The sequence below is a fragment of the Brevundimonas sp. genome (assembly GCF_036963785.1).
Classification (GTDB): Bacteria; Pseudomonadota; Alphaproteobacteria; order Caulobacterales; family Caulobacteraceae; genus Brevundimonas.
In genome coordinates, this window is the sequence record NZ_JBALUS010000002.1 from 188,314 (window position 1) to 203,191 (window position 14,878).

Consider the following 14,878-nt stretch of genomic DNA (forward strand, 5'->3'; position numbering starts at 1 on the left):
GGGGGACCATGGAGTGGTGGAGGGGTTCTTGGCCTGCGCACGCCCGCTAGAACCCCTCCGTCTCGGCTGCTCCGCATCCGAGCCACCTCCCCATCTTCGATAGGGAGGAGACGGGAACTGCGATAGCCGCCGCCGAATTCGCGAACGCCTTCAACGCCTGCGCGCCCGGACGGACCGTTCTTCCCGCCCTGGTCCGCGCCTGTCCCATACTGTCCGGTTGCCGAAACCCGGTCCACGGAGGCGCCCCCATTTCAGACGATCCAGACCATTCAGACGGTTCAGACGGTCTTTTCGCCGTCCCGATTCCAGACCATTCAGACCCTTCAGACGGTATTTCTCACCCGTCGAACCCGCCCGCATCCAGAAAGGCCTGCTCCTCGGCCGTGGTCTCGCGGCCCAGAACGGCGTTGCGGTGCGGGAATCGACCGAAGCGCACGATGATGTCGCGGTGAATCCGGGCCCATTTCAGGTCCTCCGGGTCGTCCCCGATCAGGTCCATGAACCGATCCTGGTCTTCCAGCCGCTCGGAATGCTCGAACGGCAGCAGCAGGAATTTCCGCAACCCCGCCTCGGTCCGCTCCAGATGGCCGCGGGCCACGGCGTCCTTCGTCAGGCTCAGCGCCAGCGGGTCGGTGGCGAACTGGTGCGCCGTGTCACGAAAGGCATTCCGGGGCAGCTGGTCCAGCAGGATGATCAGCGCCAGCGCCCCCTCCGCCGTCGCTATCCACCCGTCCAGCTCGCGCCGCGCGCCGGCCATGTGGGCGTCCAGAAACCGGTCCTTGAACGCGGCATCGAAGGCCTCGTCCTTGGCGAACCATTTCTCGGGTCCGGCGGCTTTCCAGAAGGCGATCACGTCAGAAGGGGCTATGTCTTGGGTCATGACCCAGACCCTATCCTCCCCGCTGCCCGTTTTCCACGACCGCGACTGCGACCTGTCGATCATCCGCGGCAGGCGCGTCGCCGTAATCGGCTATGGCAGTCAGGGGCGGACCCATGCGCTGAACCTGCGCGATTCGGGGGTGACCGACATCGTTGTCGGCCTGAAAGCCGGCTCGAAGAGCCGGGCGGTGGCCGAGGCGGACGGCTTCGAGGTCCGGACCGCCGGCGAGGCGACGAAAGGGGCCGATGTCGTCGCCATCATGGTCTCGGACGAGGCGCACCGCGATCTGTGGGCCGACGAGATCGAGCCCGCCATCAAGCCGGGTGCCGCCCTGATCTTCGCCCATGGCCTGTCCGTGCGGTTCGGACTGGTCCAGCCGCGCGCCGACCTCGATGTGATTCTGGCCTCGCCCAAGGGCATCGGGCCGCGCATCCGCGACCTCTATGAAGAGGGGCAGGGGGTCTTCTGCCTGTTCGGTGTGCACCAGGACGCATCCGGCGCCGCCCATGCGCTCGGCCTGTCCTATGCGGCGGCGCTGGGCTGTGGGCGCAAGGGTATTCTCGAGACCACCTTTGCCGCCGAATGCGAGAGCGACCTGTTCGGGGAACAGGTGGTTCTGTGCGGCGGGGTCAAGGATCTGGTCGACGGCGCCTTCTCGAAGCTGGTCGAGGCCGGCTATCCGCCCGAGGTCGCCTGGTTCGAGTGCTTCTATGAGCTGAAGCTGGTCACCGACCTGATGTTCGAGAAGGGAATCGCCGGGGCCTTCGGCCGGATTTCGAACACGGCGGAGTACGGCGCCTATCTGACCGGGCCGCGCGTGCTGGGCGAGGCGTCAAGGGCCGCCATGGACGAGGTGCTGGCCGAGGTCCGCTCGGGCGCCTTCGTAAGGACGCTGATGGCCGACTATGACGCGGGCTCTCCCGACCTGCTGGCGCGGCGCAAGGCCCTGGGCGAGCGGCCGATCGAGGCCGTGGGGCGGCACCTCGCCGAGGTGGCTGGCAGATTTAAGGAGTAGGGAAGGGGAAGGGGCCGGAAAGCCCCCGATCAGCGCCCGGGTCGCGCTGCAGATAAAATGGTCGGAGTGAGAGGATTCGAACCTCCGACCCCTGCGTCCCGAACGCAGTGCTCTACCAGGCTGAGCCACACTCCGACTTGAGGAGGGGGCTTATACCGAGGCCGGACAGCCCCCGCAAGCCGGGATCGCGGCTATTTCGCAGGAAGGTGGAAACCGCTGCAAAGAAGCGAAAACGGGGTGTTGCATCGCCCGCGGCCTTGGCGTATCTCGGCGCCTCTCGCGAGCCCGCCTCGCGACGCACCGGCCCTGCTGGGGAATGGTGTAATGGTAACACTACGGTTTTTGGTACCGTCATTCTAGGTTCGAGTCCTAGTTCCCCAGCCACCGCCCTCACTGCATTTGAGCCCTTTTGACCTCTCCTGAGGGAGGTGGGTTTTACACTGGGTTTTACAGTTGGCCTTCTGTTCTGCCCTTCCTGAAGCCGGGCGATCATACCCAATCCGATAGCTTCCCCTGTGACGTAGCGCCGGGCGATCTCCTTCACACGCTGCAACTCCCACCCCAGGATCGTGGCCACGTCGTCGAGCGGCAGGCCGGCGAGGATGTAGTTCGTCGCCGCGGTGCCTCTCAGGTCATGGAAGCGCAGTCCATCCAGACCGGCGGTCGCTTCCGATCCTGAACGCGTCTGCGCCGCTTCCTCAGCATCATTGCGGGCGCGTTGTACGCCGCTGTCCAGACCGCGGCCTGGCGGTGTCCACGGTTCACCGTCGGAGGTGGACAGCACGGTCGGGCAACTGCCGCGCTCAAGGGAGCCCAGTACCTCCCGGACAGCGTCCGTGATCGGAAGGACCACGCTCTTTCGGCCCCGGCTTTTGCCGGTTTGCCAGATGATGGCGTTCTCCTTCACCGCCGCCCAAGGCAGGGCGATGAGGTCGTTCTTGCGCAGACCCGTGACCGCAGCCAGTCGGATCGCCGCCGCGATTGGCGGGTCAGCGTAGGCCAGGATGGTCTCCAGATGCTGCGGCTCCCAGATTATGTCGGCCCGGTTGACCTTGTAGATGCGCGGAAAGTTCGCGACGGGATTCGTAGCCAACTCACCCCGGTTCACGGCCCAGTTCAGAACCAGTGACAGCGCGCCCAGAAGCTCGTCGGCGGTCTTGGGCGTGTTCGCTCGCTTGTCGCGCCAGGTGAGCAAGAAGGATCGCGCCTTAGGTGAGGTGAGGGCGGCCAGCGTTAGATCACCCAATTCCGTCCGTACGAGGTCAAGATGTTTGCGGCGATCCGTCTTGGTTCGAAGAGCCAGTGATTTGTCCTGGTTCATCAGGTCGAGGTAGCGCGTGATCAAGCCGTAGAGTGTCGGCTCGTCGGTCGCGCTTTTCTCGGTCTTGATCTGCGCGCGATAGGCCTCCATCGCCGCCGGCGCCTTTCGGGCGACCTCTCGCGCGAGGGAGCGCAGGCTGGAAGCTTGCGCCGCCAGGATTTGCGGACCGCCGCGCCACGCGTACCAGTATTCAAAAACCCGGTTCGCCTTGGCGCGCTTGATCCTATGGACCCCGGGCAGCATCCGGGTGATCGGCAATGAAGCGGGCGAGTTCGGCATCGGCCTTGTTCACGTTCAGTTCCGCAGAAGAATCCAGTCCGGCCAGCCGGTCAAGATGGGCGTCCAGAACCTTGCGGTCGTATCGATGTCGTGTTCCGAGCCGCACGTGCCCGAACGATAGTTTGCGGACGCTGGCCGCTGGCAGGCCCAGGTACTCTGCGGCCTCCTTTTCAGTGAAGAGCCGAGGCTCGGTCATGTGACGCCTCCTGAGCCGCTGCGCGAGGATCGCGAGAAGCTGAGTCGAGCGCGATGTGCAGACAAGCGCTACCCGTAGGTTTCCGGTAGCCACAGACTTTTACGAGCCTGACCGTTTGACGCGTGCAGCCAGACGCCTTCCTTGCGACCTGTGGTGACGGGACTGAGCTTCGGGTGATCGTCGCGTTTTAGGCCTCGTCGAACCCGCCGCGCAGAATGCTACAGGCGCCAGACGTCACTCCGCGTTGACTGGTCGTCCGATGGCGGGCCGATCGGCAAGCAGGACTTTCGGCGCTCTGCCTTCTACAGCCGGACGCCCTTAAGCCGTAGGGCGTTGGAGATGACGCTGACAGACGACAGCGACATGGCCAGGGCGGCGATCATCGGACTGAGCAGCAGGCCGAAGGCCGGATAGAGGACGCCCGCCGCCAGAGGCACGCCGAGCGCATTGTAGCCGAAGGCGAAGCCGAGGTTCTGGCGGATGTTGCACACCGTGGCGCGCGACAGGCGTCGCGCCCGGACGATGCCGTTCAGGTCGCCGCTGAGCAGGGTGACGCCCGCGCTCTCGATCGCCGCGTCCGAGCCCGCGCCCATCGCCACCCCGACGTCTGCGGCGGCCAGGGCGGGCGCGTCATTGACCCCGTCGCCGGCCATGGCGACGCGACGGCCTTCAGCCTTCAGGGCTTCGACCACGGCGGCCTTGTCGGCGGGGCTGACGTCGGCGCGGACCTCATCAATGTTCAGGCGGGCAGCGATGGCACGGGCCGTGGTTTCGTTGTCACCGGTCAGCATCAGGATGCGAACGCCCTCGGCGTGCAGGGCCGCGACCGCCTCGGCCGTGGTCGCCTTGACCGGGTCGGCCACAGCCAGCAGGCCCGCGGGCGCGCCGTCCACGGCCACGATGACCACGGTCGCTCCATCGGCGCGCAGGGCGTCGGCCGGGGCGGACAGGCCGGAGGCGTCGACGTCTTCGTCCTTCAGGAAGCCGACTGAACCGATCAGCACGCGGCGGCCCTCGACCAGGCCCAAGGCCCCGCGCCCGACGGGGCTGTCGAAGTCCTCGGCGGCGGCGGGCGTGATCCCGCGCGCGGAAGCGCCCTCGGTGATGGCGCGGGCGATGGGGTGCTCGCTGGCCCGCTCGACCGCGGCGGCGAGGCGCAGCAATTCGGCCTCGTCGAAACCGGGCGCGGGCTGGACGGCGGTCAGGGCGGGGCGGCCCTCGGTCAGGGTGCCGGTCTTGTCGACCACCACTGTGTCGACAGAGGCGAAGGTTTCCAATGCTTCCGCGTCGCGGATCAGTATGCCCGCCTGGGCGCCGCGCCCCACCCCGACCATGATCGAGATGGGCGTGGCCAGACCCAGGGCGCAGGGGCAGGCGATGATCAGCACGCTGACCGCCGCGACCAGCGCATAGGCCAGACGCGGCTCCGGCCCGATCACAGACCAGACGATGAAGGCCGCGACCGCCGCCAGCACCACGGCGGGCACGAACCAGGCGGAGACGCGGTCGGCCAGCCGCTGGATCGGCGCGCGGCTGCGCTGGGCCTTAGCCACCAGGGCGGCGATCTGGTTCAGCAGGGTGTCGGCTCCGACCTTCTCGGCCTCCATCACGAAGCCGCCGGTGGCGTTCAACGAGCCCGCGATCAGATCGTCGCCGACCTGCTTCGTCACCGGCAGGGATTCACCGGTGACGAGCGACTCGTCCAGCGATGCCCGGCCTTCGATCAGGCGGCCATCGACCGGGACTTTCTCGCCCGGCCGCACGCGCAGGCGGTCGCCCACGGCAATGTGTTCGACGGCGATCTCCTCGTCCGTTCCGTCCAACCGGATGCGCAGGGCCTGTTTTGGCGCCAGGTCCAGCAGGGCTCGGATGGCGCCGGAGGTACGTTCGCGGGCGCGCAACTCCAGCAGTTGGCCCAAGAGCACCAGGGTGACGATGACGGCGGCGGCCTCGAAATAGAGGGGCGGCTGGCCGTGCATGTCCTTGAAGGCGTCGGGGATCAGGTCGGGCGCGACGACCGAGGCCGTGCTGAAACCCCAGGCGACCAGGGTCCCGAGCGCGATCAGGGTGAACATGTTCAGGTTCCAAGTCCTGACCGAGGTCCAGCCGCGCGCGATGAACGGCCAGCCCGCCCACAACACCACCGGCGTCGCCAGGGCGAACTGGACCCATCCGCTCCAGCCGTGGGGTAGGGGAATGTGCAGACCGAGCAGGTGCGAGCCCATCTCCATCACGAACAGGGGGACCGTCAGGACGGCGCCGACGACGAACCGGTGGGTGAAGTCGGCGATCTCGGGATTGGGGCCGGCGCCGGCCGTGGCGTCTTCCGGCTCCAGCGCCATGCCGCATTTTGGACAGGCTCCCGGGCCGATCTGGCGCACTTCGGGGTGCATGGGGCAGGTGTAGATGACGCCGGGCTTGACGGGTTCGGGCGCGGCGGGCGTCAGGTATTTCGCCGGATCAGCGACGAACTTCGCTCGGCAACCGGCCGAGCAGAAGTGGAACTCGTGCCCGTCGTGCGTCGTATGGTGGGTCGTCTTCGCCGGATCGACCGTCATGCCGCAGACGGGATCCTTCGCTGTGGCGTTGGTCGAGGATTGGGCGTCGGGGCCCTGGGAATGACGGTGATCGTGCGGGCTATGGTCATGCGACATGGGCGATCCTCGACCTTAACTATGGACCGCAATTATACCCCCATAGGGTATTTTGCAAATGGGTGATCCACGCTATGATCCGACCATGCATCACCACGACAAGCCCGCGCTGACCAAGCGTTTGAACCGCATCGAGGGCCAGGTGCGCGGCGTCTCGCGTATGGTGGAGGACGGCCGCTATTGCATCGACATCCTGACCCAGGTCCGGGCCATTAAGGCCGCCTTGGGCCGGTTCGAAAACGAGATGCTGAAGGGGCACCTCAGCCACTGCGTCGAGGACGCCATCGTCTCGGGTGACCCAGCGGAGCAGCGTCGCAAGATCGAGGAGATCATCGCCCTGTTGGATCGGGTAGGTTGATTGGCGCAATGCGCGCCGTTAGCGCACACTTTGTTCCGGCTCGGCTGTCTTCTGACGCATCCGATACGAGCGCACTTTTCGAATGCCGAAAGCGCGCGACCCGGATGTTTTCCGACGGTCACTGAGGTCCTGAAGACGGAGATATCGGCCCCTTAGAGCCGATATCCGATCCGCAGGGCTATCAACAGGGATGTGAAATGCCGGGGTCAGCCTTGGGGAAATCCCCTGGCACGCGGGCAATCACCTTTATCTCGAAATCGAACCCTGCCAGCCAAGTGGCTCCGATGGCGGTCCAGTTGGGGTAAGGCGGTCCGCCGAGAAGCTCTGCTCGGACAGCCATCACCGTCTCCAGTTGGGCGTCTGGGTTCGTGTGGAAGGTGGTCACATCGACGATGTCGTCGAACCCGCAGCCGGCGGCGGTCAAGACTCCTTCGAGATTTGCGAACGCCCTTCTGACCTGATCCTCAAACGAAGGCTCGGGCGAGCCGTCTTCGCGACTGCCGACCTGTCCGGACACAAAGACGAGGTCAGCCTGCCCTTGTCGATGTAGTTTTCCTTCAGCCAGGCGGCGAGCGCGCGGGCGCGGGCGTCGCCCTGCGACAGGATGTTGTAGGGCGTGTTCAGGCCGATGACGTCGTACATCTGGAAGGGGCCCATCGGCGCGCCCGTCGCGATCCGCCAGACCTTGTCGACATCGTGGGGATCGGCATAGCCGCCCGCCGCCAGATCGGCGGCGGCGTTCAGGAATGGTGCCAGGAGGGAGTTGAGGATGTAACCGGCCTTTTCCTTGCGGATCGGGATCGGCTCCATGCCGATGTCCGCAGCGAACTTCAGGACGGTCTCGAACACCGACGGATCGGTGTCGTCCGTTCCCATGACCTCCGCGGTGTTGAACTTCCAGATGTTGTTGGCGAAATGCAGCGCGAGAAACCGGTCGGGTCGGCCGGTGAACGCCTTTAATGCGCTCGGCAGAAGGGTGGAGGAGTTGGTGGCGAAGATCGTCCTGGCCGGCGCGAGCGTGGCCAACTGTTCATAGACCGCCTGTTTGAAAGCCAGAACCTCGGGCACGGCCTCGATCACGAGATCCGCATCGGCGACGGCGGCCGCCAGATCCGTCGACAGCGTCAGACGCCTTATGGCCTCCGCCTCCTTTCCGCCGACCGCGCCCGGAACCTCCTTCCGGTACGTCTCGACCAAGGCCGCCAGTCGCAGGCGCGCCTTGGCGAGGACGTCGTCGCTGACGTCGCAGGCAATGACGTCGAAGCCGCTGTAGGCGGTCTGAAAAGCGATCTGGCTTCCCAGGACGCCCGTCCCGATCACGACCACCTTCTTGATTTCGCCCATCGTCGGATTCCTGTTTCAGTTGTCCTGGAGAAGGAAACGGCGCCGCCATGTCAGGCACGACGCGAACAAGCTTGTGGGTGCATCGATCGATCACGGCCCATTCGGCCAGGCCCGCGACGACGACCCGGCCCTTGACGTCAATGAAGTCGATCCGGCGCCGGTAGCGCGCGCCGCGGAGCGAGTCCTCGACCCAGGTGACGGCGGTCACCGCCTCTTCGGCCGCGATACTGCCGCGGTAATCGACCTGATGACGCAGAACCACCGAGACGTAGCGGTCCACATCGCCCGGGGAGGCCATGGCGAACCAGTGCGCCACCGAGGCGTCCTGGATCCAGACGATCCAGACCGCATTGTTCACATGGCCGAGTTCGTCGATGTCCTCGTCCTGCGCCTGGAAGCAAAGGTGGAACCGCCGCTGTTCGTCCACCTCGCCCTTCAGGGGCGCGCCGGACGGATGACAGCCGATTCGACGATGCCTCGGCAGGACGGAGGTCATCCCCGGACGCTTTCGAGAGGGCTGGCCTGCAGGCCCGCGGTGGCGCGAAAGAAGGCCAGCAACATGGCGTCCCGGGCGGCGGCTCCTTCGATATCCCCCTGGACCGCCAGCCCCATCCAGAGGCCGTAAAGACCGATCCCGGCCTGGAACGGCGGCAGGAGAGGGCGCAGGTCGAACCTTTGAGCCAGTTCCTCTATGAGGTCGCCGAACAGTCGATAACAGGACGCCTTGCTCTCGCGATGTCGTTCGGCGAAGTCGGGATCCCGACGGGCGTGTAATTGCAACTCCACGGACAGCAGGGACCATTCGGGTTGGGCCGCCAGATCGGACAATCGGCCCGCCAGACCAAGCAGGGTCCGTTCGATGTCGTCTCCATCGGCGCGGCGGATCAGATCGCGGAGGAACATCACCTCGTCATGGATGTGCGTCTCCATGATCTCGACGAGCAGGTCGTCCTTGGTGGCGAAGTTGGAATAGAAGGCGCCCTGGGAATGACCGGCCGCGCCGCAGATGTTGCGGATCGACAGGGCGGCTACGCCCTCCTCGACGATCGAGGCGTGGGCGGCCGCCAAGAGGCGACGTCGGGTCCGCCCTTGCGCTTCCTTCCGGTTGACCCTCATAGCGTCGTGACCTTTGCCGTCGTCGTGGAACATCAACTCACATATCACACGATATTCGAGTCGCATATCGTGTGATATTTGAAATATGGCAGCCAGGAGAGTGTTTCGCCCGGCGTCCGGGCCGCCGGGCCTGGACAGGTTCAGGCGTTCCTGCCGGCGGCTATTCATTCATCGATGAACGAAGCTTGCACGATGCTGCGCTGCAACATAAGTTCGGTGTCGCCCTTCCTGGGGCGTTTTCCTCCCTATGAACTTCGGGGCCGCATGACGGCCCCTTTTTTCTGCCGAGAAACCATCGCGGGCCTGTCCGCCTGCTCCGGACGTCGCCTCCAGGCCGATCGGGCTCGCGCCGATTGGCGGCGGTTACTGGGGCCGCCTGACGAGCGCCACTTCCATTCCGCGTCGCGTCACCAGGATGCTGAACAGGTCCGGACTGGCTGCGAAGCGCAGTTGCGCCAGGAGTTGCGCTTCTGCGGGGTCGACCGCCTCAACGGTTTCGGCCATCAAGTCGGTGCTGCGTCCGTCGTCTAGGATGAGTTGATATTCAGCCATCCGCCCCCTCCATCGCCTTCCACGGTCATCCAGGCGAACAGCCTATGAAGAGGCGCGGCCGGTGTCTTTGACTTTTTTGAACCGAGAGGGCGGCGCTCCTGTTTCGTCATACCCGGACATCTGCGGTAAGCATCGCCGCGGGCTCCTCAGTTGGACCCGTCGGCCCAGGCGGAGAGTCAGGGAATGATTCAGAGCTTTCGGTGCCTTTCGACGCCACTTCCGAATCTACCACTAAAACACTGACTTACAAGAAAAATATGTTCGCTGCCTCTCGGTATCTATCGAGGGGCAGCGAACCCGTGTGTCGGTATGCCAGACGGTCTTTCTCCCGTTGCCTCTCGACCCCCCGATTCATACCCTCATAGGGCTGAGGGCGTCCTGACGGTCTTTTTTCTGAAACAAGCCTATGAGTTTCTTGAAGAAATCGCTGCCGAAGACCCCGAAAACGCCTGACGGTCTTTTGGAGTAAAATTCGCATGCTAACCGACGCAGAATTGCGAAATACGCGAGGGAAATCAAAAGCGTACAAAAAGACCGACAGGGACGGTTTGTACGTGCTCGTAACACCGACAGGCGGCATCGCTTTCCGGTACGACTATCGCTTCAACGGGCGGCGCGAGACGGTGACCTTCGGTTCCTACGGTCCGGCGGGACTCTCCCTGGGGGAGGCGCGGGAAAAGCTGCGTGAAGCGAAGCGCCTGATCGCCGAGGGCGTTTCACCGGCGCTGGACAAGCAACGCGTGAAACGCAGGCTGAGAGAGGCCCAGCGGTTTGAACAGGTGGCGATCCGGTGGATGGACCACGCTCCGATGGCCGACAGCACGCGCCAGATGCGACGGTCGATCTTCAACCGAGAGGTTTTGCCCGAATGGCGAAACCGGCTCCTGAACGAGATCACGCCGAACGACCTGAGAGCGCACTGCATGACCATTGTGGATCGCGGCGCCCCGGCGACGGCCATCCATGTTCGCGACATCGTCAAACAAATCTACGCCTACGCCATCCTGCACGGCGAGAAGATCGACAATCCCGCCGACGGGGTCGGGCCGGCGTCCATCGCGACCTTCCGGCCGCGGGACCGGTCGCTGTCGCCGAGCGAGATCCGGATCGCGCTGAACCTGCTGGGGGAGGTGGCCACCCTGCCGACCATCCGTCTCGGGCTGAAGTTCATCCTGCTGAGCATGGTGCGGAAGAGCGAATTGCAGGACGGGACCTGGGACGAGGTCGATTTCGAGAACGCAGTTTGGTCGATCCCGAAAGAGCGGATGAAGCGGTCGCGGCCGCATAACGTCTACCTGTCGACCCAGATGCTCGACATCCTGATCGCGCTGAAGACCTGCGCCGGGAACTCTCGCTACATCCTGCCGTCGCGCTATGACGCCGACGCGCCGATGTCGCGGGCGACTTTCAACCGGGTGACCAGCGCCATCGCCGAGCTGGCGCGCGAGCGCGATCTGCCCCTGGAGCCCTTCACGGTTCACGACCTGCGCCGGACGGCCTCCACGCTCCTGCACGAGATGAGTTTCAACTCGGACTGGATCGAGAAATGCCTCGCCCACGAAGAGCGATCTTCCCGCGGCGTGTACAACAAGGCCGAATTCGAGGCCCAGCGGCGCCACATGGCCCAGCAGTGGTCAGACGCCGTGGACGCCTGGGAGGCGGGGCGCGGATTCACGCCGGATCTGACTATCCCGGAAACGGCCGGCCCTCGTTTCGATCCGCGGCTCTGACCGGGCGGGTGATCCGCTTGCGGACATCGGGCGGCGGCGCCCGGCGGATCGGCTTGGCCCGCCGAAGCGCCAGCCAGGCTTCCACCTCGGCCAGGTCCCAGACCACGCAGCGCGGGGTCAGCAGGAAGCGCCGGGGAAACTGGCCGCGCTGCTCCATCTCAGATGGTGCTGTCCGCCAATGGCACCATCTGACGGAGCTGCGGCTTCTTGATCGTGCGCCTCAGCGGCGGGTCGGCCTGGGCCATCGAAGATCTCCATGTTGTCATGGGAATCGAACTCGAAAGGCTGCGGCAGGCCAACCCGCCAAACTCTCCACCGTAAGCTTACGGCCGGCTGCAGAGCGGGGATTGCACATTTCTATAGTTCGACTAGTTCGGAAATATGGAAACCGCAGCCTCGATTCTTGCTCTCGCCGCCCTGGCGCAGTCGACGCGGCTGGAGGCGTTCCGACTTCTCGTGCGGCACGAACCGGCCGGTCTGCCGGCCGGTGACATCTCCAACCATCTGGCCATCCCGGCCAATACCCTGTCGTCGCATCTGGGGGTGCTGTCCCGAGCGGGACTTATCAAATCGGAGCGTCGCAGCCGGTCGATCATCTACCGGGCCGATCTGGACCGGCTGCGCGACCTGGTCCTGTTCCTGCTCAAGGACTGCTGCGGCGGCCGGGCGGAGCTATGCGAGCCTCTGCTGGCCGAACTGACCCCCTGCTGCGCCTGAGGATCCCGTGGACGTCATCATCTATCACAACCCGGCCTGCGGGACGTCGCGCAACGCTCTGGAGCTCATTCGCCACGTCGGCATCGAGCCGCACGTCATCGAGTATCTGAGGTCGCCGCCATCGCGCGTCATGATCGCCTGGCTGGCCGAACGAACCGGCAAGCCGCTGCGCGACCTGTTGCGCGACAAGGGCACGCCCTTCGCCGACCTGGGCCTCGGGGACCCGGGCCTGACAGACGATCAGTTGCTCGATGCGATCGAGGCCCATCCGATCCTGCTCAATCGCCCGATCGTCGTCAGTCCTCTCGGCGTCGGCCTGTGCCGACCGTCCGAGGCCGTTCTGGACCTCCTGCCCGCCGATGATCTCAAGCGGTTCACCAAGGAGGACGGCGAGGTCGTCATCGAGGCGGCTGGCCTTCGGGTGGCGCGATGATCGATACGCCGGTCACCGACGCGGCCCCGCCGCGCCGCCTGTCCTTTCTCGACCGCTGGCTGACGGGATGGATCTTCGCCGCCATGGCTTTGGGCGTCGCACTGGGGACTCTGGTTCCCGGCCTGCCCGCCTGGGTCGACGGCCTCTCGGTCGGGACCACCAACATTCCGATCGCCATCGGCCTGATCCTGATGATGTATCCTCCGCTGGCCAGGGTCCGGTACGAGGAACTGCCGCGCGTCTTCGCCGACAAGCGGGTGCTGGCCCTGTCCCTGTTCCAGAACTGGGTGCTGGGCCCTGTGCTGATGTTCGCCCTTGCGGTCATCTTCCTGCGCGACCAGCCGGAATACATGACCGGCGTGATCCTGATCGGGCTGGCGCGCTGCATCGCCATGGTGCTGGTCTGGAACCAACTGGCGCGGGGCGACGACCAGTATGTCGCCGGTCTCGTCGCGTTCAACTCGATCTTCCAGATCCTGTTCTTCAGCCTCTACGCCTGGGTCTTCCTCACCGTCCTGCCGCCCCTGTTCGGCCTGCAGGGCAGCGTGGTGGACGTCAGCGTCTGGACCATCGCCGGCGCCGTTCTCGTCTACCTCGGTCTTCCCTTCCTGGCCGGCTTCCTGACCCGGCGCAGCCTGATCGCCCGCCGCGGGGCCGACTGGTACGAGCGGCGCTTCCTGCCGCGCATCGGACCGATCACCCTGATCGCCCTGCTGTTCACCATCGTGGTCATGTTCAGCCTGAAGGGCGGCGAGGTGGTGGCCCTGCCGCTGGACGCCCTGCGCATCGCCATTCCCCTGACCATCTACTTCCTCGTCATGTTCGTGGTCAGCTTCCTCATGGGCAAGCTGATCGATGCCGACTACCCGCGCACGACCGCCCTGGCCTTCACCGCCGCCTCGAACAATTTCGAGCTGGCCATCGCGGTGGCCATCGCGGCCTTCGGGCTGACCTCGCCGGTCGCCTTCGCTGCGGTCATCGGTCCGCTGGTCGAGGTGCCGGTGCTGATCCTTCTGGTCTCGGTCGCGCTGTGGATGGGCCGACGCTGGTTTCCGGACACGGCCCCGCCGGCGGACGCCGCCTGATGGTCGTGCTGCATCTCCTGGACGCGGATGACGCCGGCCTGATCGCGGCCCTGCAGGGCGAGGGCCTGCCGGAGCCCGGGGCCGGCCGCTACTTCCGAGCCGACGACGACAGCGCCCTGGCCGGCTACGTCGGCCTGGAAGGAGAGGGGCGGGACCTGCTGCTGCGCTCCCTGGTCGTACTCGCTGGCCTGAATTCGCGGGGGCTCGGGAGCCGGATCCTGAGCGCCGCCGAGGCCGCGGCGAGCGAGCTGGGCGGAGAACGGCTCCACCTGCTCACCACGACGGCCGAGCCCTTCTTCGCCCGGCGCGGCTTCGCCGCCGCAGATCGGGCGGCCGCGCCCGCCGCGATCCGGCGAACCCGCGAGTTCGCAGACATCTGCCCGGCCTCGGCCGCCTATCTGACCAAGGATCTCGGATGATCTTCGCCCGCCTGCGGCCGCTGCCGGATCCCGATCATCTGCCGGCCCTGGACGCGGCCTATCTGTCGAGCAACCCGGCCGCCGGCCTGGGTCCGCACGACCACCCGCCACGCATCCTTCTCCTGTACGGGTCGCTGCGCGAGCGCTCCTATTCGCGGCTCTGCGTCGAGGAAGCGGCCCGCTTGCTGCAGCGCATGGGATGCGAGACCCGCATCTTCGACCCCTCCGACCTGCCTCTGCCGGGCTCGCCCGGCGACGACGACCATCCGGCGGTGCGCGAGCTGCGCGAGCACGCCCTGTGGTCGGAGGGCATGGTCTGGTGCAGTCCGGAACGGCACGGCCAGGTCTCCGGACTGATGAAGCTGCAGATCGATCACCTGCCATTGAGTTTGGGCGGCATGCGCCCGACCCAGGGCCGCACGCTCGCGGTGATGCAGGTGTCGGGCGGTTCCCAGAGCTTCAACGCCGTCAACACCCTGCGCCTTCTGGGCCGCTGGATGCGGATGATCACCATTCCCAACCAGTCGAGCGTGGCCAAGGCCTTTCAGGAGTTCGACGAGGCCGGCCGGATGAAGCCTTCGGCCTACTATGAGCGCATCGTCGATGTGATGGAGGAGCTGGTGCGCTTCACTGTCCTCACTCGACCGCACGCCACCCAGCTCGTGGACCGCTACTCCGAGCGCAAGGCGGCCGGCAGTCCGGTCGAGGCCGCAGCGGATCTCTCCGCCATCGCCATCGCGCGTCAGGCGTGAGGCCGCGTCGGCGGCGCCTTGCGGCGT

Annotated in this window: 16 protein-coding genes, 2 tRNA genes and 2 pseudogenes; 9 read left to right on the forward strand and 11 right to left on the reverse strand. The window is 65.8% G+C overall.

Annotated elements, in window-relative coordinates:
• Window positions 1-337 precede the first annotated feature (337 nt).
• On the reverse strand, window positions 338-880 hold the full coding sequence (locus V7672_RS04465) for a DUF924 family protein (RefSeq protein WP_335623494.1): 543 nt from the start codon (window positions 878-880) through the stop codon (window positions 338-340).
• Here V7672_RS04465 and ilvC point away from each other — a divergent pair.
• Window positions 879-1,895, forward strand: coding sequence for a ketol-acid reductoisomerase (gene ilvC, locus V7672_RS04470; RefSeq protein ID WP_335623495.1), 1,017 nt, complete (start codon window positions 879-881; stop codon window positions 1,893-1,895). The genes V7672_RS04465 and ilvC overlap by 2 nt on opposite strands.
• 58 nt (window positions 1,896-1,953) lie before the next feature.
• On the opposite strand, the gene V7672_RS04475 is transcribed toward ilvC, so the two are convergent.
• A tRNA-Pro gene (locus V7672_RS04475) sits at window positions 1,954-2,030 on the reverse strand.
• A gap of 175 nt (window positions 2,031-2,205) precedes the next feature.
• Between V7672_RS04475 and V7672_RS04480 the strand changes: the two genes are divergently transcribed.
• A tRNA-Gln gene (locus V7672_RS04480) sits at window positions 2,206-2,279 on the forward strand.
• 181 nt (window positions 2,280-2,460) lie between these two features.
• Here the strand turns inward: V7672_RS04480 and V7672_RS15320 are convergent.
• From V7672_RS15320 to V7672_RS04490, 3 genes and pseudogenes are all read right to left on the reverse strand, one after another.
• A pseudogene (locus tag V7672_RS15320) lies at window positions 2,461-3,495 on the reverse strand (tyrosine-type recombinase/integrase); the annotation flags it as partial.
• The gene (locus V7672_RS04485; protein ID WP_003167202.1) at window positions 3,440-3,691 is read right to left on the reverse strand and encodes a helix-turn-helix domain-containing protein; all 252 of its coding nucleotides are present in this window, start codon (window positions 3,689-3,691) and stop codon (window positions 3,440-3,442) included. The pseudogene V7672_RS15320 and the gene V7672_RS04485, both read right to left, overlap by 56 nt.
• Window positions 3,692-3,993: 302 nt before the next feature.
• Entirely contained in the window at window positions 3,994-6,345 is a 2,352-nt protein-coding gene (locus tag V7672_RS04490) for a heavy metal translocating P-type ATPase (protein WP_054765645.1), read from the reverse strand.
• 58 nt (window positions 6,346-6,403) lie between these two features.
• Here V7672_RS04490 and V7672_RS04495 point away from each other — a divergent pair, with 58 nt between their 5' ends.
• The gene (locus V7672_RS04495) at window positions 6,404-6,703 is read left to right on the forward strand and encodes a metal-sensitive transcriptional regulator (protein ID WP_174523843.1); all 300 of its coding nucleotides are present in this window, start codon (window positions 6,404-6,406) and stop codon (window positions 6,701-6,703) included.
• Between the two features lie 181 nt (window positions 6,704-6,884).
• Here the strand turns inward: V7672_RS04495 and V7672_RS04500 are convergent, their stop codons facing one another.
• From V7672_RS04500 to V7672_RS04520, 5 genes and pseudogenes are all read right to left on the reverse strand, one after another.
• A complete protein-coding gene (locus tag V7672_RS04500; RefSeq protein ID WP_335623496.1) occupies window positions 6,885-7,220 on the reverse strand; it encodes a RidA family protein in 336 nt (111 codons plus the stop codon).
• On the reverse strand, window positions 7,124-8,047 hold the full coding sequence (locus tag V7672_RS04505; RefSeq protein ID WP_335623497.1) for a 3-hydroxyacyl-CoA dehydrogenase: 924 nt from the start codon (window positions 8,045-8,047) through the stop codon (window positions 7,124-7,126). The genes V7672_RS04500 and V7672_RS04505 overlap by 97 nt, the downstream gene beginning before the upstream one ends.
• Before the next feature lie 49 nt (window positions 8,048-8,096).
• Window positions 8,097-8,543, reverse strand: a pseudogene (locus V7672_RS04510) (acyl-CoA thioesterase); the annotation flags it as partial.
• Window positions 8,540-9,163: a TetR/AcrR family transcriptional regulator gene (locus V7672_RS04515; protein ID WP_035285090.1), complete on the reverse strand. Its 624-nt coding sequence runs from the start codon at window positions 9,161-9,163 to the stop codon at window positions 8,540-8,542. The pseudogene V7672_RS04510 and the gene V7672_RS04515, both read right to left, overlap by 4 nt.
• Before the next feature lie 363 nt (window positions 9,164-9,526).
• On the reverse strand, window positions 9,527-9,715 hold the full coding sequence (locus V7672_RS04520; RefSeq protein WP_003169318.1) for a hypothetical protein: 189 nt from the start codon (window positions 9,713-9,715) through the stop codon (window positions 9,527-9,529).
• A gap of 476 nt (window positions 9,716-10,191) precedes the next feature.
• Between V7672_RS04520 and V7672_RS04525 the strand changes: the two genes are divergently transcribed.
• Window positions 10,192-11,445: a tyrosine-type recombinase/integrase gene (locus V7672_RS04525; protein WP_054765656.1), complete on the forward strand. Its 1,254-nt coding sequence runs from the start codon at window positions 10,192-10,194 to the stop codon at window positions 11,443-11,445.
• Here the strand turns inward: V7672_RS04525 and V7672_RS04530 are convergent.
• On the reverse strand, window positions 11,402-11,602 hold the full coding sequence (locus V7672_RS04530) for a helix-turn-helix transcriptional regulator (RefSeq protein ID WP_430641175.1): 201 nt from the start codon (window positions 11,600-11,602) through the stop codon (window positions 11,402-11,404). The two genes, V7672_RS04525 and V7672_RS04530, sit on opposite strands and share 44 nt — an antisense overlap.
• A gap of 224 nt (window positions 11,603-11,826) precedes the next feature.
• Here V7672_RS04530 and V7672_RS04535 point away from each other — a divergent pair, with 224 nt between their 5' ends.
• The 5 genes from V7672_RS04535 to arsH are packed head-to-tail and all read left to right on the forward strand — an operon-like array spanning window position 11,827 to window position 14,851.
• Complete coding sequence (locus V7672_RS04535; protein ID WP_003169314.1) at window positions 11,827-12,162, forward strand: ArsR/SmtB family transcription factor; 336 nt, start codon at window positions 11,827-11,829, stop codon at window positions 12,160-12,162.
• Between the two features lie 7 nt (window positions 12,163-12,169).
• Entirely contained in the window at window positions 12,170-12,595 is a 426-nt protein-coding gene (gene arsC / locus V7672_RS04540; RefSeq protein WP_003169312.1) for an arsenate reductase (glutaredoxin), read from the forward strand.
• The gene (gene arsB / locus V7672_RS04545; RefSeq protein WP_054765657.1) at window positions 12,592-13,680 is read left to right on the forward strand and encodes an ACR3 family arsenite efflux transporter; all 1,089 of its coding nucleotides are present in this window, start codon (window positions 12,592-12,594) and stop codon (window positions 13,678-13,680) included. Before arsC ends, arsB begins: the two co-directional genes overlap by 4 nt.
• A complete protein-coding gene (locus tag V7672_RS04550) occupies window positions 13,680-14,099 on the forward strand; it encodes a GNAT family N-acetyltransferase (RefSeq protein ID WP_003169309.1) in 420 nt (139 codons plus the stop codon). Before arsB ends, V7672_RS04550 begins: the two co-directional genes overlap by 1 nt.
• Window positions 14,096-14,851: an arsenical resistance protein ArsH gene (gene arsH, locus V7672_RS04555; RefSeq protein WP_003169308.1), complete on the forward strand. Its 756-nt coding sequence runs from the start codon at window positions 14,096-14,098 to the stop codon at window positions 14,849-14,851. Before V7672_RS04550 ends, arsH begins: the two co-directional genes overlap by 4 nt.
• The last annotated feature ends 27 nt before the right edge of the window (window positions 14,852-14,878 follow it).